The sequence below is a fragment of the Tranquillimonas rosea genome (genome assembly GCF_900111315.1).
Taxonomy (GTDB): Bacteria; Pseudomonadota; Alphaproteobacteria; order Rhodobacterales; family Rhodobacteraceae; genus Tranquillimonas; species Tranquillimonas rosea.
The window spans coordinates 359,521-378,180 of the sequence record NZ_FOGU01000003.1 but is presented as its reverse complement, the minus strand read 5'-3'; the positions used below and the strand labels follow the sequence as shown (position 1 = coordinate 378,180).

The window sequence follows — 18,660 nt, the reverse complement described above, 5'->3', positions numbered from 1 at the left end:
GGCGTCAGCGCCGACGGCCCGGCGCCCCCACGGCGCCTCGTTGCGGCGAGGTGCGCCACGTCGAGGACAGCTTGCAGCGCCGGCAGATCCGTTCGCCGAAACCGCTGCTGTCGAACGGCGCCTTGCAGCGCAGGCAGTCCCTGCGGGCCGGAGCGTTGGGCGTGTGCCGGACCGGTTCGATCGTGGTGTCTTTCATCGCTTTCTCCCGAAATCGGGGGCGGCACCCGGATGCATTGGCCCTGGAGCGCCTTTGGGTGAAACCTCGGACGGCACGGGCCGGGGGCGTGTAGAAGAGTGGGGCAGTGGCAGGAACGCGGGTGCCCTCGCGCCCGGGAGGCCCGCGGGCCGGACGCCGGGCTCAGGCTTGCCCCGCCGGCATCCCCTCGTTCTCGGCCGCGTCGATGGCAAAGCTTTCCGCCAGCCGGGCGGAGACGATGGCACGGGCGGCCGCTTCGGTCCCATCGCGATGCTTGTCGTTGCACAGGTGCCGGTAAAAGCTGCGCAGCTGCGGTTCCGAGACGGAGTCGGCCTCCATGATCAGCTGAATGATCGGGTCGGTCAGCATCTCGTCGAGAAAGGCCTCCAGATGCGACTGTCCGGGTTTGTCGTCCAGCGCGCGGGCCTCTTCGAGCTCTGCAATGGACACCGTCAGGCTCCGCGCCAGACCGGGATGGGACATGCGCGGATGGAGATGCAGCAGGACGGACTCCTTCCAGACGTCGATATCAGGACACCCTTCGGGCGCGCGAACCTCGGTCTCGACTTCGTAGCTGCCGGGCGGAAGCAATTCCTCGAAACCGGGTATCCGGAAGGGGCGTCTGAAATAGATGATCGACTGAATTGTTCTCTTATCTTCTCTCATCATTGGGATGCCCCTGTCGGACCGGCCCGGACATATTTCAGGGGCCGGTCTTTTTGGAAACCGGTGGAGATTTCGGCGACGGGGGCGTCGATGCCTGCGTCGAGTCCTTGCTGCCCTCAGGCTTGTTTTTCACGACTTGGGCGGCCTTGTTCATTAGGTCTTTGAAAGACATGGTCTCATCCTTTGAATTAAATGAATATTGCAGACCCACCTCTGTGGTCATGGGTTGCACTGAGAACATATGGGGTCTCGCAAGGGGCTTTGCCACGAAATACTCGGAATATATGGCGTCAACTCTTCCAGGTATTTCGCCAAGAAGATCATTGTCGGGTAAGGCACTGAGTCTGACTACAATTCCGGAAGGGTGTGGTCGGAATTGAGAGGCGTTTCGGGGGAGAGAAAGAATTCTCCGCGGCGCCGAGACACGATCCGAAAAAGCCGCATCTGCGCTCCCGCGGGCACGTCGGGGCGACGCGGCGGATGTGCCCGGCAGGACGAGGCCGCGCCTTGATCGCAGTAAAGCGCGCCCCCGGCCGAGCGACCGGGCCTATGCCGTCTCGTCCGGTGTCCGGCGGTAGCGTTTCGCGACGCTGAGGGCGATCAGGGTGCAGATGGCGCCGGACAGAAGGTAGGCGCCGGCGGCGATCAGCCCGAAATACGAGGACAAGAGCAGGGCGGCGAGGGGGGCGAAGCCCGCGCCGAAGAGCCACGCCATGTCGGACGTGATCGCCGACCCGGTATAGCGGAAGTGCTTCGAGAAGCGGTCCGCCACCACGCCCGAGGACTGGCCGAAGCAGACGCCCAGCAGGGCGAAGCCGCTGAAGGTGAAGAAGATCTCGCCAAGGAGCCCGCCGTCGAGGAATTGCGGCGCGAAGCCGCTGAAGGCGCCCGTCAGAAGCGCGCAGATCTTGAGCAGGTTCATGCGACCGAACCGGTCGGTGAGCCAGCCGGAGGCCACGATCCCGGCGAGGAAGAAGGCCGAGGCGACGGAGGCGATGGTCAGGAACCGCCAGGGCTCTTCGTCGGTGTAGAGGAAGATCCACGACAGCGGGAACACCGTCATCATGTGGAACAGCGCGAAGGTCGAGAGCGGGATGAAGGTGCCGAGCACGATGGTCGGAGCCTCGGCGCGGACGGTCTGCAGGATCGGCTCGGGCTGAAGCTCGCGGGCGCGGAAGAGCCGGGCGTATTCGGGCGTCACCACGAGGCGCAGCCGCGCGAAGAGCGCCACGACGTTGATCGCGAAGGCGACGAAGAACGGATAGCGCCAGCCCCAGTCGTAGAAATCCTCGGGCGAAAGCACGGCCAGGAAATACGCGAACAGCCCGGTGGCCACGAGAAAGCCCGTCGCCGCGCCGATCTGCGGCACCATCGTGTAATAGCTCTTGCGGTTGTCCGGCGCGTCGAGGGCCAGAAGCGAGGCCAGCCCGTCCCAGCTGCCGCCGATGGCGAGCCCCTGCAGCAGCCGCAGCCCGATCAGGATCGCGGCGGACCAGTGGCCGATCGTCTCGTACTTGGGGAGGAAACCGAGCAACACGGTCGCCGTGCCCAGCATGAAGAGGGCGGTGGTCAGGCGAGCGTTCTTTCCGTGGCGGCGGTCCACATGGTTGAACAGGACCGTCCCGAAGGGCCGCGCCACGAAGGCCAGCGCGAAGATCGCGAAGCAGAACATCGTCCCGACGGCGGGGTCCGCGTAGGGAAAAACGCGGGCCGGGAACACCAGCACTGAGGCGACCGCGAACACGAAGAAGTCGAAGAACTCGGAGGTCCGCCCGATCACCACGCCAACGGCGACGTCGGCGGGGCTCACCTCGCCCTCGTGGTCGGCATCGAGGTGAAGCGTCGCGTCGTCGTGTGCGGTTTCGTTGGGATCCACCACTGGTCTCGCCTCGTTCGTCGGATCTGTCGCGAGGACATGCCCCGTCTCGCACTCTCCTATGCCGGTCCCGGCCGGCCGCGTGCATTGGACAGATTGTCCAATCGCGGCCGTCGCGGGGCGTTGCTAACCGTTCGCCCAATCCCGCACGGAGCCGCAACCGACATGCCTCTTCGACGCCTGATTCTCGCCGGTCTCGCGGTTCTGCCGCTCGGGGGCTGCGATCTCGTATTGCTGAACCCGGCGGGTGACGTCGCCGCGCAGCAGAGCAACCTGCTGATCTTCGCGACGCTGCTGATGCTTGTCGTGATCGTGCCGGTGATGGTGCTGACGGTGTTGTTCGCCTACCGCTACCGCGCTTCCAACCGCGACGCCGACTACGCCCCCGACTGGGACCATTCCGCCCGGATCGAGCTGGTGGTGTGGGCTGTGCCGCTGCTGATCATCATCGTGCTGGGGGCGGTGACGTATGTCGGCACCCACCACCTCGACCCTTACCGGCCACTCGGGCGCGTCGATGCGGACACGGAACTGTCCGAGGACGTGGAGCCGCTGGAGGTGCAGGTCGTCTCGCTCGACTGGAAGTGGCTGTTCATCTACCCGCAATACGACGTGGCCATGGTGAACGAGCTGGCCCTGCCGGTGGACCGCCCCGTCAAGTTCTCCCTGACCTCGGAAAAGGTGATGAACACCTTCTCCGTACCGACCATGGCCGGAATGATCTACACGATGGCCGGGATGGAGACGACGTTGCATGGCGTGCTGAACGCCGAGGGCAGGTACGAGGGCCGGTCGGCCCATTACAGCGGCGAGGGCTTCTCGCAGATGCGCTTCGACGTGATCGCCACCGACGATGACGGGTTCGACGAGTGGGTGTCCGGCATCCGGGACACGGGGGATCGCCTGGGCCGCGACGCCTACCTTGCGCTCGCCGAGCCCAGCGTCGACCATGACGTCGTCCCCTATGACGGCGTGGCCGAGAACCTGTTCGATCTGGTCGTCAATCTCTGCGTCGAGCCCGACCGCATGTGCATGAGCGAGATGATGGCGATCGACGCCCTGGGCGGGCTGGGGCTGGCCGGGCTGATCGCCACGGTGCCCGAGACGGCTGCGACCGGCACCGCCGCGGTGTTCGGGCCCGAGCCGCGCTATGTCGCCGCCCTGTGCACGCCGGAGGACGCGATGGGCGGTCTCGTCGAACGCGAGGGGCAGCCGGTCCGCGACCGCTTCGCCACGCTCTCGGGCAACGACCTCGTGAACACAGAAATCCCCATCTTCGGATCGCCCGCCCCGTTGGGCCGCGCCGATCCGGACAGTGAATCGTGACGCAATGGAACAGACCGCACCTCTCCCCGTGAGCCCGATCTTCGGCCGGCTGACGCTCGACGCGATCCCCTACGACCCGATCGTCCAGGCGACCTTCGGCGTCGTCGTGCTGGGGGCGCTTGCGGTCGTCTACCTGATCCAGCGCTACCGGCTCTGGGGCTATCTGTGGAACGAGTGGATCACCACCGTCGACCACAAGAAGATCGGGATCATGTACATGATCCTGGGCTTCGTGATGCTGCTGCGCGGGTTCTCCGACGCGATCATGATGCGACTGCAGCAGGTGATGGCGTTCGGGGGCTCGGACGGATACCTCAACGCGCACCACTACGACCAGGTCTTCACCGCCCACGGCGTCATCATGATCTTCTTCGTGGCGATGCCGATTATCACGGGGCTGATGAACTATGTCGTGCCGTTGCAGATCGGCACGCGGGACGTGGCCTTTCCGTTCCTGAACAACTTCTCCTTCTGGATGACCGCCGGCGGCGCGGTGATCGTGATGGCGTCGCTCTTTCTGGGCGAGTTCGCGCAGACCGGCTGGCTGGCCTTCCCGCCGCTGTCGGGCATCGACAGCGCACCCTATGTCGGCGTCGACTATTACATCTGGGCGCTGCAGGTGGCGGGTGTCGGGACGACTCTGTCGGGGATCAACCTAGTGTGCACGATCCTAAAGATGCGCGCGCCGGGGATGAACATGATGAAGATGCCGATCTTCTCGTGGACCAGCCTCTGCACGAACATCCTGATCGTGGCGTCGTTCCCGGTGCTGACCGCGGTGCTCGTGATGCTGTCGCTCGACCGCTACGTCGGCACCAACTTCTTCACCACGGACATGGGCGGCAACGCCATGATGTACGTGAACCTGATCTGGATCTGGGGCCACCCCGAGGTCTACATCCTGATCCTGCCGCTGTTCGGCGTGTTCTCCGAGGTGACCTCGACCTTCTCGGGCAAGCGTCTCTTCGGCTATACCTCGATGGTCTACGCCACCGTGGTCATCACCGTGCTGGCCTACGTGGTGTGGCTGCACCACTTCTTCACCATGGGCAACGGCGCCAGCGTCAACGCCTTCTTCGGGATCACGACGATGATCATCTCGATCCCGACGGGGGCCAAGATCTTCAACTGGCTTTTCACCATGTATCGCGGGCGCATCCGGTTCGAGCTGCCGATGATGTGGACCATCGCCTTCATGCTGACCTTCACGGTCGGCGGTATGACGGGCGTGCTGCTGGCCGTGCCGCCGGCGGACTTCCTGCTGCACAATTCGCTGTTCCTGGTCGCGCATTTCCACAACGTGATCATCGGCGGCGTGCTGTTCGGCACCTTCGCGGCGGTCAATTACTGGTGGCCCAAGGCGTTCGGGTTCACGCTTGACCGCTTCTGGGGGAAGGTGTCGTTCTGGTTCTGGGTGGTCGGCTTCTGGACCGCGTTCATGCCGCTCTACATCCTCGGCCTGATGGGGGTGACCCGGCGGATGCGGGTGTTCGACGATCCCTCGCTGCAGATCTGGTTCGGCATCGCCGGCATCGGCGCGCTGCTGATCGCGCTGGGGATCGCCGCGATGCTGGTGCAGTTCGCGGTCTCGATCTGGCGGCGAAAGGCACTTTCGGACGAGACCGGCGATCCATGGGACGGGCGGACGCTGGAATGGGCGACCTCGTCGCCGCCGCCCGAGTACAACTTCGCCTTCACGCCGGTCGTCCACGCCACCGATGCCTGGGCCGACATGAAGGCGCGGAATTACGCCCGGCCGACCGAGGGCTTCAAGCCGATCCACATGCCCGCCAACACCTCGGCCGGCGTCATCCTGTCCGGTATCAGCGTGGTGCTGGCGATGGCGCTGATCTGGTATGTCTGGTGGCTGGCGATCCTCGCCTTCCTGGCGATCATCGGCTACGCGATCTACCACACCTTCGATTATGACCGGGACTGCAACATCCCGGCCGAAGAGGTGGCCCAGGTCGAGCAGTCCCGCACCGAACGTCTCTCGGGGGCCGTCTGATGTCCGCTATGCCCGACATTCCCCGGACCTCGTTCCACCTGGAGGAAGAGCCGCACCCGCCAGAGGGCGGCTCGACGATGCTGGGCTTCTGGGTCTACCTGATGAGCGACTGTCTCATCTTCGCGATCCTGTTCGCCACCTACGGCGTCCTCGGCGGGAACTACGCCGCCGGACCGGCGCCCTCCGATCTGTTCGAGCTCGAGCTCGTCGCGATCAACACGACGTTCCTGCTGGTGTCCTCGATCACGTTCGGGTTCGCGATGCTGTCGATGATGCAGGACCGGCTGCGCAGCACGCTGATCTGGCTCGCCGTGACCGGGGCGTTCGGGATCGGTTTCCTCGGCATCGAGCTCTACGAGTTCCTGCACTTGATTCATATCGGCGCGGGCCCGCAGCGCAGCGGCTTCCTGTCGGCCTTCTTCCTCCTCGTGGGCACGCACGGGCTGCACGTCTTCTTCGGGGTGATCTGGCTGGTCACCCTGATGGTGCAGGTGACCCAGCGCGGCCTGATCGGGGCGAACCGGCGCCGGCTGATGTGCCTGTCGATGTTCTGGCACTTCCTCGACGTGATCTGGATCGGCGTGTTCACCTTCGTCTACCTCCTGGGAATGCTGCAATGACGTCCGCCCACAACGACAAGCACGATCACGCGACCACCGCGCACGAGGGCGAGGGGGATCACGACGGGGCGGCCCACGGCTCGCTCCGCGGCTACCTGACCGGCTTCGTGCTGGCTGCGATTCTCACCGCCGTCCCGTTCTGGCTGGTGATGGAGCGGCCCCTGGACAGCGCACAGGCGACGGCCTTCATCGTGGTCGGCTTCGCCGCGGTGCAGATCCTGGTCCACATGATCTTTTTCCTCCACATGGACCCGCGCTCGGAAGGGGGATGGACGTTCATGGCACTGATCTTCACCGTCATCGTGCTGGTGATCGCGGTCAGCGGCACGCTCTGGGTGATGTACCACATGAACACCAACATGATGCCGGTGCACGAGATGGACGGTTCGTGACGGACCGGCCCGGTCCGGTCCGGACCCTTGCGCTGGCGGCGCTGACGATCGCGCTCGCCGCCGCGTTCCTGGCGCTCGGATGGTGGCAGATCGAGCGCCGCGCCTGGAAGCTCGACCTGATCGACCGCGTCGAAAGCCGCGTCTCTGCCTCGCCGGTCGCCCCGCCGGGGCCCGAGGACTGGCCCGGCCTGTCGCGGGAGGGCGCCGAGTACCTCCGGGTCGAGGCCGAGGGGCGGTTCCTGGCGGACGAGGCGCTGGTCCAGGCGGTCACCGAACGCGGGGCAGGGTACTGGGTGCTGTCGCCGTTCGTCACCGAGGACGGCCTGACGATGCTGGTCAACCGTGGCTTCGTCCCGCGAGAGGGGCGCACGGCGAGCCGGTCAACCGGCACGGGTCCGCACCGGATCGTCGGCCTGCTTCGGATGACCGAGCCCGACGGCGGCTTCCTCAGGGCCAACGATCCCGGCGCGGGGCGCTGGTATTCGCGCGATGTCGACGCCATCGCCCGCAGCATGGGGCTGACCGGCGCCGCGCCGTATTTCGTGGACGCCGAGGCCGGACATAACGGCGGGACGCCGCCCGTGGGCGGGCTGACCGTCGTGCGGTTCCGCAACACCCACCTGGTCTACGCCCTGACCTGGTTCACGCTCGCCGCCATGTGCGCCGGTGCGACCGTGCTCGTCCTGCGCGCCGGCACCGCACCCGCGCGCGACGGACCGCAAGAGAGCTAGGGGCGCCGGTGTCCGACCAGATCGCGCCGGCCGAGGCCGCGGCCAATCGCCAGAACCTCATCCTGCTGACCCAGCTTCGCTGGATCGCGGCGGCGGGACAGATCGCGACGATCCTGACCGCGCATTATGCCCTTGGCATCCCGCTGCCCGTGGGCCCGATGGCGAGTGTCGTCGCGCTGCTGCTGGTGCTGAACATCGGCACGCTCTGGCGTCACCGCCGCAAGCCTGACGTGCTGAACGGCGAAATCCTGGCGCAGATCCTGCTCGACGTGGCGGCGCTGTCGGCACAGCTGCATTTCAGCGGCGGCGCGGCGAACCCGTTCGTGATGCTCTACCTGCTGCAGATCATCCTCGGCGCCGTTCTCCTGACTCCGCGCGCGGCCTGGGCGCTGGTCGCGCTGACGGTGCTGTCCTTTGCGGCGCTGATGTTCGATCCGCTGTCGCGGGACCTGCGCCTGGCGCCGGACGGCAATCTGCCGCGGCTGCATGTCATCGGCAGCCTGATCTGCTTTCTCCTGACCGCCGGCCTGCTGGTCTATTTCATCGGCCGGATCGGTCGGAACCTCAGGGCCCGGGACCGGCGCCTATCCGACCTCAGCCGGCAGGCGGTGGAGGAAGAGCACATCGTGCGCCTCGGCCTTCTCGCCTCGGGGGCTGCGCACGAACTGGGCACACCGCTGGCGGTCCTGTCGGTGATCCTCGGGGACTGGCAGCGCACGCCGCACTTCGCCGACGACCCCGACCTGGCCGAAGACATGCGCGAGATGCAGGTCCAGCTGGATCGCTGCAAGGACATCGTGTCGGGCATCCTCGTCTCGTCGGGCGAGATGCGCGGCGAGACGGTCAGCCGCACCAGCGTCACCACCTTCCTCGGCGAGACGGTAGCGGAATGGCGCGCGACCCGTCCGACCGGGCGGATCGAATTTCAGGACCGTTTCCACCCGGACCAGCAGATCCTCTACGATCCCGCCCTGCGCCAGGTCATTGCCAGTCTCTTCGACAACGCCTTCGAGGCCACGCCCGACATGATCCGCGTGACGGCCGAACGCGAGGACGACGCCCTCGTCCTGACGGTCGAGGACCGGGGCCCCGGCTTCGACGCCGACATGCTCGAGAGCTTCGGCCGCCCCTATGCCTCGACCAAGGGCCGGCCGGGCGGCGGGCTGGGGTTGTATCTCGTCGTCAATGTCATGCGAAAGCTCGGCGGAAACGTCGTCGCGCGGAACCGTGAGGAAGGTGGCGCGTCAGTCATTCTGACACTGCCCATCGATCGCCTCAGCCCGGAGAACGCCATTGGAGGTCAGACCCACGCTTCTCATCGTCGAGGATGACGCGGCCCTGTCGCGCACCCTCGGCCGGTCGTTCGAGCGGCGCGGCTACCTGGTGACCCAGGCGCCCGACCTTGCGGGGGCACATACGGCGATCCGCAGCGAGACGCCGGATTTCGCCGTGGTTGACCTCAAGCTTAGCGACGGCTCGGGGCTGGAATGCGTCAAGGCGCTGTCCGACCAGGACCCCGACATGAAGATCGTCGTGTTGACCGGGTATGCCAGCATCGCCACGGCGGTCGAGGCGATCAAGCTGGGCGCCTGCCACTACCTCGCCAAGCCGTCCAACACCGACGACATCGAATCCGCCTTCTCGCGGGGGGAGGGCGACCCGGACGTCTCGGTCGCGGTGCGGCCCACCTCGATCAAGACGCTCGAATGGGAGCGCATCCACGAGGTCCTGGCCGAGTGCGACTTCAACATCTCGGAAACGGCCCGCCGGCTGGGCATGCACCGCCGCACCCTCGCCCGGAAACTCGGCAAGCGCCGGGTGGATTGAGCGCCTTGGGGACCCTGCGTCCGGCAGCTGACGTGCCCGCTCCGAGCCATGATCGCACGCGATACCACCGATGCCGAAAAGACCTCTCGCAGGCGGCCGGGATCGGGGCCAAATCTCGTCCCAGCGGGGGCCGTCCCCGCCGCGTCATTCAATGGAGCTTTCCGATGTTCACCCGCCTCAAGACCTTCCTGTCCGACATGTCCCGCGCCGGCACCCCCGCAAGAAATCCGTTCGAACCGCGCCGTTCGGCACGGAACTGAACCGCGCTCACCCGTCCCGCGGATGTGCGCCTTGGTGAATAGGCGCATCCGCCGCTGAGCGCTTGGCGTCAGTCGTGTGTCGCGACGGTGGCGAGGATCGCTTCGACGACCTGATCGCGTAGGGTGGCCTGGGCGTCGTCCGAGAACATCCGGTCGCCGAAGATGGCCGAGAACGTCGGGCGATTCGACACGTTGAAGAAGCTGGCCGCGCTGATCTGCCAGTGAAGCGCGACGGGGTCGAGACCGGGACGGAACACGCCTTCGGCCTCGCCTCGCCGGCAGATGTCCTCGAGCTTTTCGATCGCCGACAGATTCAGCCGGCGCAGCACGTCCGAGCCTGCCAGGTTTTCGGCGTGGTGGATGTTCTCGATCATCACCATGCGGATGAACTCGGGGTGGCTGCGGTGGTGGTCGAAGGTGAACGCCACGAGCCGCGCCAGCGCCGCCCGCGGCGCGAGCTGGCCGAGATCGAGCGCGCTCTCGCCCTCGCGCACCTTGGCATAGGCTTTTTCCAGGGCCCTGACGTAAAGGCCCTGCTTGTCCCCGAAATAGTAGTAGATCATCCGCTTCGAGGTGCGGGTCCTGGCGGCGATGCTGTGGATGCGCGCGCCGGACAGGCCGTGGGCCGCGAACTCTTCCACCGCCACGGTGAGGATGTCCCGTTTTACGGCGTCGGGGTTCTGCCGCCAGCCGCGCCGTTCCGCTCTTTCTTCGCCAGTTGACGCCACATTCGCCTCCCTTCCCGCGGATAGCACAGGCGCAATTAACCGCCCAGTACATTTTTCTTGACGAAATTAACCGTCTGGAACATTTTGCGAGTCACACGACGTGGAAAGGGAGGTCCACGGAGGATGAGTCCAGTCACCGCGGAAGAGACGGGCGCGGGGCGCCCGCTGCGGCTCGGCCTGATCGGGCGGGGGATCACCCTGTCCCGCACGCCGCGCATGCACGAGGCCGAGGCCGCGGCGCAGGGGCTCGCCTGCCGCTACGATCTTCTCGATATGGATGCCGGCGTCGAAGGTTCGTTGTCCGAGATCGTCGACCGGGCCGAGGCCGAGGGCTATGCCGGGCTGAACGTGACCTTCCCCTACAAGCAGGAGATCATCCCGCTTCTGGACGGGCTCTCCGATGCGGCCCGCCGGGTCGAGGCGGTGAACACCGTGGTGTTCCACGAGGGGCGGCGGTCGGGGCACAACACCGACTTCTGGGGCTTCTCCGAGAACCTGCGCCGCAACCTGCCCGACGCGGACATCGGGACAGTTCTTCTGATCGGCGCCGGGGGCGCGGGCGGCGCCGTGGGACATGCACTGGCCGATCTCGGGGCGGGCAGAATTTTGATCTTCGACAGACGGGACGGGGCCGCGGAGGCGCTGGCGCAGGCGGTCAACGCGGCCGCCGGGCGGCCGGTCGCCGGCGCCGCAGAGGCGCTGCCCGCCGCTGCCGCCGAGGCGCGGGGCATCGTGAACGCGACGCCGGTGGGCATGGCGAAGATGCCCGGCACCCCGATCGACACCGCGCTGCTCACACCCGATCAGTGGGTGGCCGACATCGTGTATTTCCCCCTCGAGACGGAGTTCCTTTGCAAGGCGAAGGCGGTGGGATGCCGGACGCTGTCGGGCGAGGGTATGGCGATCTTCCAGGCGGTGCGGGCGTTCGAGCTGTTCACCGGCATCCGGCCCGCGGCCGAGCGGATGCGCCAGGCGTTCCACGCCCAGGCGCCGGACGAGGGGGCGGCATGAAAACGGGCATCGCGACGGTTTCGATCTCGGGCAACCTCGAAGAAAAGATCGAGGCGATTGCCGGCGCCGGCTTCTCGGGGATCGAGATCTTCGAGCAGGACTTCATCGCCGACATCCGCTCTCCGCGCGAGGTCGGGCGGCGGATCCGCGAGGCGGGGCTCGAACTGCTGCTGTTCCAGCCGTTCCGTGACTTCGAGGGGCTGCCCGCGCCGCTGCGCCAGCGGGCGTTTGACCGGGCCGAGCGCAAGTTCGACGTCATGCAGGATCTCGGCTGCGAGATGCTGATGGTCTGCTCGGCGGTCCATCCCGAGGCGCTTGGCGGCATCGACCGCGCCGCCGCCGACTTCGCGGAGCTTGGCGAGCGCGCCGCGGCCCGCGGGCTGCGTGTCGGATACGAGGCGCTGGCATGGGGCCGCCACGTGAACGATCACCGCGATGCCTGGGAAATCGTGCGCCGCGCCGATCATCCGAATGTCGGGCTGGTGCTGGATTCCTTCCACACGCTCGGCCGGGGGCTGGATCCCGAAAGCATCCGCGCGATCCCCGGCGACCGCATCTTCTTCGTCCAACTCGCCGATGCGCCGCTGATCGAGATGGACCTGCTGTACTGGTCGCGGCACTTTCGCAACATGCCGGGCGAGGGGGATCTCGACGTGCTGCGCTTTGCGCGGGCGGTGATGGCGACGGGGTATTCCGGACCGATCAGCCTCGAGATCTTCAACGACCAGTTCCGCGGCGGCAGTCCGACCACCATCGCGCGTGACGGATACCGCTCGCTCATCTCGCTGATGGACGAGGTGCGGCGCGAGGAACCGGAAGTGTCGGTCAACCTGCCCGCCCTGCCGGCGCCGGTCCGGGTCCACGACACGTCCTTCGTCGAGTTCGCGGCGCGGGGCGACGATCTGGCGGCTCTGGAGAGCCTGTTGCGCAGCATGGGGTTTCGGCCCGCCGGGCGGCACGTGTCCAAGGCCGTGACACTCTGGCAGCAGGGCGACATCCGCATCGTGCTCAATGCCGAGAGCACGGGGCACGCGGCCAACGCCTACACCGTGCGCGGCCCGACGGTGTGCGACATCGGTCTGTCGGTGGGATCCGCGGCGGACACCGTGACACGGGCCACCGCGCTGGGGTCCGAGCCGTTCTCGCAGCCGCTGGGGCCGGGGGAGCTTCCGATCCCGGCGATCCGCGGGCTTGGCGGCAGCGTCATGCACTTCATCGACGGGGCCAGCGGTCTGGCTGAGGTCTGGGACGTGGAATTCGATGCCGCCGGCGAGGACGGCCCCGGCTGCGGTCTCACCCGGATCGATCACATCGCGCAGACGATGACCTATGACGAGATGCTCAGCTGGTCACTGTTCTACACCACGCTGTTTGACATGCGGAAACAGCTGATGGTCGACGTGATCGACCCCGACGGACTGGTCCGCAGCCAGGCGATCGAGGCGCCGGACGGCCGGTTCCGCATCACGTTGAACGGGGCGGAGACGCACAAGACGCTCGCCGGCTCGTTCCTGGCCGAGGGGCTGGGCGCCACGGTCCAGCACATCGCGCTCGAGACCGGGGACATATTCGCAACCGCCGCTGCGCTGCGCGAGCTGGGCTTCAAGGTGCTGCAGATCTCGCCGAACTATTTCGACGACCTCGCCGCGCGGTTCGATCTGTCGGCCGACTTCCTCGGCCGGCTGCGGGACGCGAACATTCTCTACGATGCGGACGGGCAGGGCGAGTTCCTGCAACTCTACTCGCAGCCCTTCGCGGGGCACATGTTCTTCGAGATCGTCGAGAGGCGCGGCGGATACGCCGGCTACGGCGCCCCGAACGCGCCGTTCCGCATCGCCGCGCAGAAGCGTCTCGATCCACCGAAAGGGATGCCAGCCATGTGACGGGGGAGGAGGCCCCGGCGTCACCAGGAAACCGGAAACCGGCTCCGATCCACGGGGCCGCTGTCAGAAAGGGAGGAAAACCGATGACATATCTCAACCGCCGGACCGTGATGGCCACCGGACTTGCCGCAACGACGGCGCTGACCATCGCCGGAGGCGCGGTCGCGCAGGATGCGCCGACCCTGCGCCTGTCGTCCGTGGTGTCCGACAACGACATCCGCGCCGAGGCCTTCGCCAAGATCTCCGAGGCCGTGTCCGACCAGATCAACCTCGAGGTCTACAATGGCGCCACGCTGGTGCCGCAGGGCACCGAGATGACGGCGATCCAGCGCGGCAACCTGGAGATGGGCCTGCTCGCCCCGCAGACCATCGCCGAGCAGATCCCCGAATGGTCCATCCTGACCTCAGCCTACCTGTTCGACGATGCCGATCACCTGCAGGCGGTCTTCGACAGCGAGGTCGGCGAGACGCTGAACGCTCTCGCCGAAGAGGCGGGCGTCCATGTGCTCGCGCCGGTCTATTTCGGCACGCGGCAGGTGAACCTCGTCGGAGACGAGAAGGTCGAGACGCCCGAGGACCTGTCGGGCGTGACGCTTCGGATGCCCGGCGGGGACGCCTGGCAGTTCCTGGGCGAGGCGATCGGCGCCAACCCGACTCCGCTGGCCTATTCCGAGGTCTACACCGCGCTGCAGACCGGCGCGATCGACGGGCAGGACAACCCGCTGCCGAACGACTACAACATGAAGTTCTACGAGGTGACGGACCAGATCGCGATGACCGGTCACCTCGTCGGCTTCGACGTGCTGGCGATCGGCACCGATGTCTGGGACGGTATGTCGCCCGAGCAGCAGGAGGCGCTTCAGGGCGCGGTGGACGAAGCCATCGCCGAAAGCACCGAGCGTCACATCGCCCGCGAGGAAGAGCTTGTGCAGTTCTTCAAGGACGAGGGGCTCGACGTCTACGAGCCGGACCGGGAGGCGTTCCGCGAGTTCGCACAGCGGAAATACCTCGAGTCCGAGTTCGCAGAGAGCTGGCCCGAGGGCATGCTGGAGCAGATCAACGGCCTGGCCGAATGATCCGACCCTGACGCCACGGCGGACCGGCCTGGCCGGTCCGTCGCGGTTCCTTCGAAGGCAGATCGCTTGACGCACCGCTCCGAGATCTGGGCCCCGAGGGCTCGCGCCGCCGCCGACGCCGTTCCCGGCATCCTCCTTGCGGCCATGTTCCTGTGCTTCATCGTGCAGGTCTTCATGCGCTATGTAATGGACAGCCCCGTGGGCTGGACCGTCGAGGTCTGCGTCATCGCCTGGTTGTGGATACTGCTCTGGGGCCAGTCGGTCTCTGCCTCGGAAGAGAACGAGATCCGCTTCGACATCCTCTACGGCAGCGTCTCGCCGGGGACGCGCCGCTGGTTCCGGGCGATATTTTCGCTGTTCCTGGTGATCGTCTACGCGGGGGCTCTGCCCGCGGTCTGGAGCTTTGTCAGCTTCATGCAGATCCAGGACACCTCCTATCTCGACATTCCCTTCAGCTGGGTCTTCGCGATCGCACTGGTCTTCATGACGGTCTCCGTCGTGCGGTATCTCTACATCTTCTGGACGGCGGTGACGGGCCGGGGCGCGTCCGCGTCCGAGCCGGATTCCGCCACCGTCTCGCGCAAGGACATCACGGAATGAGCTGGGAGTTCGGTGTCACGGTCGCGACGATCGTCGCGACCGCCATGATCGGCCTGCCCATCGGTCACGCGATGCTGGCCTCGTCGATCCTGTATCTGGCGATGGACGGCCAGGACGTGAGCATCGCCGTCGAGCAGATGCTCCAGGGGCTCTACGGCTCGTACGTGCTGCTGGCGATCCCGCTGTTCATCTTTGCCGCCGACCTGATGAATGTCGGCTCCCTCTCGGACCGCCTGCTGGATTTCTGCCGCGCGCTGGTGGGGCGGTTCCGCGGAGGCCTCGGCCATGTGAACGTGGTCTCGTCCCTGATCTTCTCGGGCATGTCGGGTTCGGCCCTGGCCGACGCTGTGGGGATGGGCCGGATCATCATCAACCTGATGACCCGCGACGGGAAGTATCCGGCGGCCTATGCCGGCGCGATCACCGCCGCCTCGGCGATCATCGGCCCGATCATCCCGCCCTCGATCCCGATGGTGCTGTTCGCGCTCGTCTCCGACACGTCGATCGGGTTCCTCTTCCTCGGGGGCGTGGCACCGGGCCTGATCCTTGGCGTGCTCCTGATGGTGATGAACGCGTGGCAGGCGCGGCGTTACGGCTATCCGGTGGAAGAGCCCGTGCCGATGCGCGAGCTGCCCCGCGTCACCCTGCGGGCGGTGCCCGCGCTGCTGATGCCGGTGATCCTGCTTGTCGGGATCTACGGCGGCGTCACGACACCCACCGAGGCCGCGGCGCTGGCCGCGCTCTATGCCTTTCTCGTCTCGACGCTCTACTACCGCTCGGTCAGCCTGCGGCGCGCCTACGAGACGGTGCGCAACAGTGCCAGGTCGACCGCCAGCGTCGGCTTCCTGATCGCTGGGGCGCTGGCCTTCAACTATGTCGTCACGGTCGAGCAGATCCCCAACGTGATCCGCGACGGGCTCGCCGGGGTCGATCTGGGGCCGGTCACGTTCCTGCTGCTGGTGAACGGCCTGCTGCTCGTGCTGGGCTGCCTGCTCGAAGCTAACGCGATCCTGCTGGTCATCGTCCCGATCTTCCTGCCGACGGCGGTGTCCCTCGGGATCGATCCGGTGCATTTCGGGGTCATCGTCGTCGTGAACACGATGATCGGGCTGGCCACGCCGCCATACGGGCTGCTGCTGTTCGTGGTGTCGTCGATCACCCGGTCGCCGGTGCGCGAGACGATCCGCTTCCTGCTGCCGTTCCTCGCCATCATGATCGGCGGCCTGGCGATCATCACCTACGTGCCCGACCTCGTGCTCTGGCTGCCTCGTCTTTACGGCTACAACGGTTGAGAAAGGAGCGCGGCATGTCGCCCCGTCCCACGATCCTGGTCATCAACGGCCCGAACCTCGACATGCTCGGCATCCGGCAGCCCGAGGTCTACGGCTACGACACCCTCGACGACGTCGAACGCCTCTGCCGCGAGACCGGTACCTCCTGCGGGGTCGAGATCGACTTTCGCCAGAGCGACTCCGAGGCCGAGATCATGGGATGGATCAAGCAGGCCCGCGGGACCGCCGCCGGCCTGCTGATCAACCCGGCCGGCTTCACGTCGACCTCCATCGCGATCCTCGATGCGCTGCTGATATTCGACGGGCCGATCATCGAGGTGCATATCTCGCCCCTGTTCCGGCGCGACGCCTTTCGCCACCCCTCCCACGTCTCCCGCGCGGCGACGGCCAAGATCGAGGGCTTCGGCATCCGCGGCTACGCCTTCGCCATCGCGAAGCTGGCGGAACTGGCGTAGCCCGGTCCCGGCGATGAACCTTCGGAATGACCATGATCCGGACTTCAGGGTTGCGGAAAGGATGCATCCCACGGTCCGCACCGTGGTCCACAAGCTCCAGCGGGGCAGGTAGGTGCCGATCCAGTAGGTTCGTGCCGCCGGGGACTTGGGCTGCATGCGCTGGCAGACGGGACGCTCCGGGCGGGGGAGGACGCCCGCTCGGACCGTGAGCATCACGCGGCGCTGGTCCAGGCGCCGGACCGGGCGGCCGCGCGGGCGAACTCGGAAAAGTCGCGCGGCCGCCGGCCGAGGGCGCGCGAGACACCGTCGGCCAGACGGGCGTTGCGCCCGTCCAGCGTCTCGCGCGCGATCGCGGCAAGGACGTCGGCCACGAAGGTTCGGCCGGACCGGGCGATGTTGGCGTGAAACGCCTCGAACATGATCGGCATGTGACGGATGGGCTGGCCGATTGCCGCAGACAACTGGGCCGCCATGCCGGCGAACGTCATCAGCCGCGGTCCGGTGACTTCGTAGAGCTCACCCGCGGGAGGGCGTGCCGGGGTCGTGCCGGCACCCGACCTCTCCGTTGATCGATGATCTTGCGTTAGCCTCGGGGACGGGCGGCGGTATTGGCTGGGCCCGCCAAGCGCATGGCTGAACCTGCCATCGCCGCCCAGACGCTGCGCGGCGGTCCGCGGGCGGTATGTCGGCCTCGCGCCCGGTCATGAGGACATTCATCGGGCGGAAAACGCGAATGGCCTGCACTCGCGGCGCGCGCAGGCCATTCGGTACCGAGGTTTGCGCCGCTCGCGATGGCCCGAACATGGACCGCCCGCCCTACTCGTGGATGACCCGGGTCATGCCGGAGACGCGGATGCCCTCGCCGGGCGTTTCGCCGATCTCGGCCCGCAACAACGAGCGTGCGCCCATGTCCTCGCCCTGCACGATGTCGATCGCGCCGGCATGGGGCCAATCGAGGTCGCGAAGGTAGCCGGCAAGCGCAGCCGCGGCGGCGCCGGTTGCCGGATCCTCAAGAACGCCACCCACGGCAAAGGCGTTGCGGCTGTGGAACTTGCGCGGCGTCTCGATCCAGACGAGGTCGATCGTGGTCAGGCCATGGCGCCGCATCAGGCGCGCGCCCTCGGCAAGATCGTAGGTCATTCGCGCCAGTTTCGCCCTGTCGCGCAGCGCGAGGACCAGGTGGTCGTTCCCGGCATGGGCCAGCGCCGCCGGAAGGGCGGGGTCGAGGTCGGCGGGGACAAGCCCGAACAGGTCCAGCGCCGCCGTGACGAACGCAGGGTCGGCGCTGGCGCTGCGCGTCGGCGGCGACGTCAGTGTCGCGCGGGTGCCGGAGCCGACGCTCTGGACCTCGACGGAGATGCGACCTGCCGCGAGGTCCAGGGAAAAGACGCCGTTCCCGGCGCGCTCGGCCAGGACGCTGCCAAGCGCGATGGTCGCATGACCGCAGAAGGCGACCTCGTCCTCGGGCGAGAAATACCGCACCCGCCATCCGCCGTCCGAAGGCGCGGCGAAGGCGGTTTCGGAATAGCCGACCATTGCGGCGATGCGCTGCATCTCGGTCCTCGAGGGCAGAGAAGGCCCGACGACCACCCCCGCCGGGTTGCCGCCCGTGGCGCCGTCCGAAAAGGCCGCGAGGCGCAGGATCTCGGGGTCCGTTCCGTCATTCATGATCGTGTTCCTTTCGGCAGTCGGTGGACACTCGTTTATGCGGCG

The 18,660-nt window shown here is 66.9% G+C and carries 20 protein-coding genes; 13 read left to right on the top strand and 7 right to left on the bottom strand.

Annotated features, from left to right (window positions below):
- Window positions 1-4: 4 nt before the first annotated feature.
- The 4 genes from BMZ25_RS06905 to BMZ25_RS06895 all read right to left on the bottom strand — a co-directional run bounded on the left by BMZ25_RS06905 (window position 5) and on the right by BMZ25_RS06895 (window position 2,738).
- Window positions 5-196 (bottom strand): hypothetical protein, encoded by a 192-nt coding sequence (locus BMZ25_RS06905; protein WP_092690746.1) that lies wholly within the window; start codon window positions 194-196, stop codon window positions 5-7.
- Between the two features lie 162 nt (window positions 197-358).
- Window positions 359-865, bottom strand: coding sequence for a hypothetical protein (locus BMZ25_RS06900; RefSeq protein ID WP_235859805.1), 507 nt, complete (start codon window positions 863-865; stop codon window positions 359-361).
- Window positions 866-899: 34 nt separating this feature from the next.
- On the bottom strand, window positions 900-1,034 hold the full coding sequence (locus tag BMZ25_RS21275) for a hypothetical protein (RefSeq protein ID WP_268874194.1): 135 nt from the start codon (window positions 1,032-1,034) through the stop codon (window positions 900-902).
- A 375-nt stretch (window positions 1,035-1,409) separates the two neighbouring features.
- Complete coding sequence (locus BMZ25_RS06895) at window positions 1,410-2,738, bottom strand: MFS transporter (RefSeq protein WP_218142518.1); 1,329 nt, start codon at window positions 2,736-2,738, stop codon at window positions 1,410-1,412.
- A 165-nt stretch (window positions 2,739-2,903) separates the two neighbouring features.
- Between BMZ25_RS06895 and cyoA the strand changes: the two genes are divergently transcribed.
- Genes cyoA through BMZ25_RS06860 form a run of 7 tightly spaced genes read left to right on the top strand, consistent with a single transcriptional unit; the run spans window position 2,904 to window position 9,642 of the window.
- A complete protein-coding gene (gene cyoA / locus BMZ25_RS06890) occupies window positions 2,904-4,064 on the top strand; it encodes a ubiquinol oxidase subunit II (protein WP_177190410.1) in 1,161 nt (386 codons plus the stop codon).
- A gap of 4 nt (window positions 4,065-4,068) precedes the next feature.
- Window positions 4,069-6,072 carry a cytochrome o ubiquinol oxidase subunit I gene (gene cyoB, locus BMZ25_RS06885; RefSeq protein WP_092690734.1) on the top strand — a complete coding sequence of 668 codons (2,004 nt, stop codon included), beginning with the start codon at window positions 4,069-4,071 and terminating at the stop codon, window positions 6,070-6,072.
- Entirely contained in the window at window positions 6,072-6,692 is a 621-nt protein-coding gene (gene cyoC, locus BMZ25_RS06880) for a cytochrome o ubiquinol oxidase subunit III (RefSeq protein ID WP_092690728.1), read from the top strand. Before cyoB ends, cyoC begins: the two co-directional genes overlap by 1 nt.
- Entirely contained in the window at window positions 6,689-7,084 is a 396-nt protein-coding gene (cyoD, locus tag BMZ25_RS06875; RefSeq protein WP_092690725.1) for a cytochrome o ubiquinol oxidase subunit IV, read from the top strand. The genes cyoC and cyoD overlap by 4 nt, the downstream gene beginning before the upstream one ends.
- Window positions 7,081-7,815: an SURF1 family protein gene (locus tag BMZ25_RS06870; RefSeq protein WP_177190392.1), complete on the top strand. Its 735-nt coding sequence runs from the start codon at window positions 7,081-7,083 to the stop codon at window positions 7,813-7,815. The genes cyoD and BMZ25_RS06870 overlap by 4 nt, the downstream gene beginning before the upstream one ends.
- A gap of 8 nt (window positions 7,816-7,823) precedes the next feature.
- Window positions 7,824-9,146 (top strand): ATP-binding protein, encoded by a 1,323-nt coding sequence (locus BMZ25_RS06865; protein ID WP_218142517.1) that lies wholly within the window; start codon window positions 7,824-7,826, stop codon window positions 9,144-9,146.
- Window positions 9,109-9,642, top strand: coding sequence for a response regulator transcription factor (locus BMZ25_RS06860; protein ID WP_092690717.1), 534 nt, complete (start codon window positions 9,109-9,111; stop codon window positions 9,640-9,642). Before BMZ25_RS06865 ends, BMZ25_RS06860 begins: the two co-directional genes overlap by 38 nt.
- 328 nt (window positions 9,643-9,970) lie before the next feature.
- Here the strand turns inward: BMZ25_RS06860 and BMZ25_RS06855 are convergent, their stop codons facing one another.
- Complete coding sequence (locus tag BMZ25_RS06855) at window positions 9,971-10,630, bottom strand: TetR/AcrR family transcriptional regulator (RefSeq protein ID WP_092690711.1); 660 nt, start codon at window positions 10,628-10,630, stop codon at window positions 9,971-9,973.
- A gap of 123 nt (window positions 10,631-10,753) precedes the next feature.
- Here BMZ25_RS06855 and BMZ25_RS06850 point away from each other — a divergent pair, with 123 nt between their 5' ends.
- The 6 genes from BMZ25_RS06850 to BMZ25_RS06825 all read left to right on the top strand — a co-directional run bounded on the left by BMZ25_RS06850 (window position 10,754) and on the right by BMZ25_RS06825 (window position 16,947).
- On the top strand, window positions 10,754-11,641 hold the full coding sequence (locus BMZ25_RS06850) for a shikimate dehydrogenase (protein ID WP_092690706.1): 888 nt from the start codon (window positions 10,754-10,756) through the stop codon (window positions 11,639-11,641).
- A complete protein-coding gene (locus BMZ25_RS06845; protein ID WP_092690702.1) occupies window positions 11,638-13,524 on the top strand; it encodes a bifunctional sugar phosphate isomerase/epimerase/4-hydroxyphenylpyruvate dioxygenase family protein in 1,887 nt (628 codons plus the stop codon). Before BMZ25_RS06850 ends, BMZ25_RS06845 begins: the two co-directional genes overlap by 4 nt.
- Before the next feature lie 83 nt (window positions 13,525-13,607).
- The gene (gene dctP / locus BMZ25_RS06840) at window positions 13,608-14,600 is read left to right on the top strand and encodes a TRAP transporter substrate-binding protein DctP (protein WP_092690699.1); all 993 of its coding nucleotides are present in this window, start codon (window positions 13,608-13,610) and stop codon (window positions 14,598-14,600) included.
- A gap of 66 nt (window positions 14,601-14,666) precedes the next feature.
- Window positions 14,667-15,200 (top strand): TRAP transporter small permease, encoded by a 534-nt coding sequence (locus tag BMZ25_RS06835; protein ID WP_235859804.1) that lies wholly within the window; start codon window positions 14,667-14,669, stop codon window positions 15,198-15,200.
- On the top strand, window positions 15,197-16,492 hold the full coding sequence (locus BMZ25_RS06830) for a TRAP transporter large permease (protein ID WP_092690696.1): 1,296 nt from the start codon (window positions 15,197-15,199) through the stop codon (window positions 16,490-16,492). The genes BMZ25_RS06835 and BMZ25_RS06830 overlap by 4 nt, the downstream gene beginning before the upstream one ends.
- A 14-nt stretch (window positions 16,493-16,506) precedes the next feature.
- Window positions 16,507-16,947, top strand: a complete 441-nt coding sequence (locus BMZ25_RS06825; RefSeq protein ID WP_092690690.1) for a type II 3-dehydroquinate dehydratase — start codon at window positions 16,507-16,509, stop codon at window positions 16,945-16,947.
- A 212-nt stretch (window positions 16,948-17,159) separates the two neighbouring features.
- On the opposite strand, the gene BMZ25_RS06820 is transcribed toward BMZ25_RS06825, so the two are convergent.
- Window positions 17,160-17,435: a Rossmann-fold NAD(P)-binding domain-containing protein gene (locus BMZ25_RS06820; protein WP_235859803.1), complete on the bottom strand. Its 276-nt coding sequence runs from the start codon at window positions 17,433-17,435 to the stop codon at window positions 17,160-17,162.
- 328 nt (window positions 17,436-17,763) lie between these two features.
- Window positions 17,764-18,615: a PhzF family phenazine biosynthesis protein gene (locus tag BMZ25_RS06815; RefSeq protein WP_092690687.1), complete on the bottom strand. Its 852-nt coding sequence runs from the start codon at window positions 18,613-18,615 to the stop codon at window positions 17,764-17,766.
- Window positions 18,616-18,660: the final 45 nt, after the last annotated feature.

What these genes read in the sequence shown, in the direction of transcription:
- BMZ25_RS06905 (WP_092690746.1), bottom strand. Translation starts at nt 196, where the DNA reads ATGAAAGACACCACGATCGAACCGGTCCGGCACACGCCCAACGCTCCG.
- BMZ25_RS06900 (WP_235859805.1), bottom strand. Translation starts at nt 865, where the DNA reads ATGATGAGAGAAGATAAGAGAACAATTCAGTCGATCATCTATTTCAGA.
- BMZ25_RS21275 (WP_268874194.1), bottom strand. Translation starts at nt 1,034, where the DNA reads ATGTCTTTCAAAGACCTAATGAACAAGGCCGCCCAAGTCGTGAAAAAC.
- cyoA (WP_177190410.1), top strand. Translation starts at nt 2,904, where the DNA reads ATGCCTCTTCGACGCCTGATTCTCGCCGGTCTCGCGGTTCTGCCGCTC.
- cyoB (WP_092690734.1), top strand. Translation starts at nt 4,069, where the DNA reads ATGGAACAGACCGCACCTCTCCCCGTGAGCCCGATCTTCGGCCGGCTG.
- cyoC (WP_092690728.1), top strand. Translation starts at nt 6,072, where the DNA reads ATGTCCGCTATGCCCGACATTCCCCGGACCTCGTTCCACCTGGAGGAA.
- cyoD (WP_092690725.1), top strand. Translation starts at nt 6,689, where the DNA reads ATGACGTCCGCCCACAACGACAAGCACGATCACGCGACCACCGCGCAC.
- BMZ25_RS06850 (WP_092690706.1), top strand. Translation starts at nt 10,754, where the DNA reads ATGAGTCCAGTCACCGCGGAAGAGACGGGCGCGGGGCGCCCGCTGCGG.
- BMZ25_RS06845 (WP_092690702.1), top strand. Translation starts at nt 11,638, where the DNA reads ATGAAAACGGGCATCGCGACGGTTTCGATCTCGGGCAACCTCGAAGAA.
- dctP (WP_092690699.1), top strand. Translation starts at nt 13,608, where the DNA reads ATGACATATCTCAACCGCCGGACCGTGATGGCCACCGGACTTGCCGCA.
- BMZ25_RS06830 (WP_092690696.1), top strand. Translation starts at nt 15,197, where the DNA reads ATGAGCTGGGAGTTCGGTGTCACGGTCGCGACGATCGTCGCGACCGCC.
- BMZ25_RS06825 (WP_092690690.1), top strand. Translation starts at nt 16,507, where the DNA reads ATGTCGCCCCGTCCCACGATCCTGGTCATCAACGGCCCGAACCTCGAC.
- BMZ25_RS06820 (WP_235859803.1), bottom strand. Translation starts at nt 17,435, where the DNA reads ATGACGTTCGCCGGCATGGCGGCCCAGTTGTCTGCGGCAATCGGCCAG.
- BMZ25_RS06815 (WP_092690687.1), bottom strand. Translation starts at nt 18,615, where the DNA reads ATGAATGACGGAACGGACCCCGAGATCCTGCGCCTCGCGGCCTTTTCG.